This is a genomic window from Streptomyces malaysiensis subsp. samsunensis, assembly GCF_024519315.1.
Classification (GTDB): domain Bacteria; phylum Actinomycetota; class Actinomycetes; order Streptomycetales; family Streptomycetaceae; genus Streptomyces; species Streptomyces malaysiensis.
Genome location: NZ_JANIIC010000221.1, coordinates 1 through 1,080 on the forward strand (window position 1 = coordinate 1; position 1,080 = coordinate 1,080).

At 64.9% G+C, this 1,080-nt stretch carries 1 protein-coding gene; it reads left to right on the plus strand.

Annotated elements, in window-relative coordinates; genetic code table 11:
- Positions 1 to 570: 570 nt before the first annotated feature.
- Positions 571 to 828: a hypothetical protein gene (locus NQU54_RS48580; RefSeq protein WP_257636658.1), complete on the plus strand. Its 258-nt coding sequence runs from the start codon at positions 571 to 573 to the stop codon at positions 826 to 828.
- Positions 829 to 1,080: the final 252 nt, after the last annotated feature.

The window sequence follows — 1,080 nt, forward strand, 5'->3', positions numbered from 1 at the left end:
AAGTCGGAGGTGCGTGAGGCAAACCCTTTCATCAACTCGCTGAAGTACGCGGCGAGGAGAAAGATCACGACGAAAACGACTGCCGCGACACCCACCCCGTAGGGCAAGACCTTGTCGAATTGATCAACCACGAGGTCATCGTAGAGAAGGCACAAGCATACCGGGGCCTCTACTCTGGATCTCCCCCAACAGGTCCGCGCCCGCACTATCGTGCCCGCTGTGTCGTCGCTGAACTTGCCAGGCTCATGCGATGGTCGGGCGACTGTGGCGCGGACAATCCACGAGCGATGGTGGGAGGCGATCTCCGACGGTCGGCCCCGCAATTTGGTGGCGGGTAATCCGGCGGTGCGGGCACGGTGGCCCGTCCTGTGTCGTACGTGAGGATCCGTACGCGGCGGCCGGCCAGGGGCCTGAGATAGCCAGCGCACGGTCAATGATTTCGTCGTCGGCTACGGGCAGGCGGTCTGGCCGGGCGGGTCGAAGACGATCTCGGTGGTGATGGCGCCGCGGAAGCCGTCGGCGGGGGTGGGGGGTGAGGTCTCGGCGCCGCAAGGTTCCGGTGCCGGAGTCGTGGAGGAGGTTGTCGAGGACGCCGAGAGTGTAGCCAGAGTGCCAGCGGGCCCGCCGCTTGCCCTCCTTGAGGTGGTCGAGTTCATCGACCACGGCGATCGACGGGAACAGGTGCACGCCGTCCACCGGGACGGTGCCGAGGGCATGGAAAGCATGGGGAAGAAGAAGCCGCGCCTCCTCGACGCCTTCAGCATCCAGGACCTGGTTGAGCTCGCCGAGGCCTCAGGTGCGATGTCGCCTTCGGCGTGGCACAGGTGAACCCTCGCCGCTCGTTTACGCCTGCGTTCAGGGCCGAGATCCCTGTGGGCGCCGACGGGCCTGACCTCTTCTCTACGCTCACTGCCACATCTTTCCGGGGATCAACCCCTGATCTCGGATGTCCGTCAGACCGAGCAAGCTCATCCAAAGACGCACCGGCATGGCACGGCTCGACGCCAACGGCCCCCACATCGACGGCCGGAGTGTGTCCTCCTTTTGTCAGCGCGACGATCCAGTATCGTGAATACACGG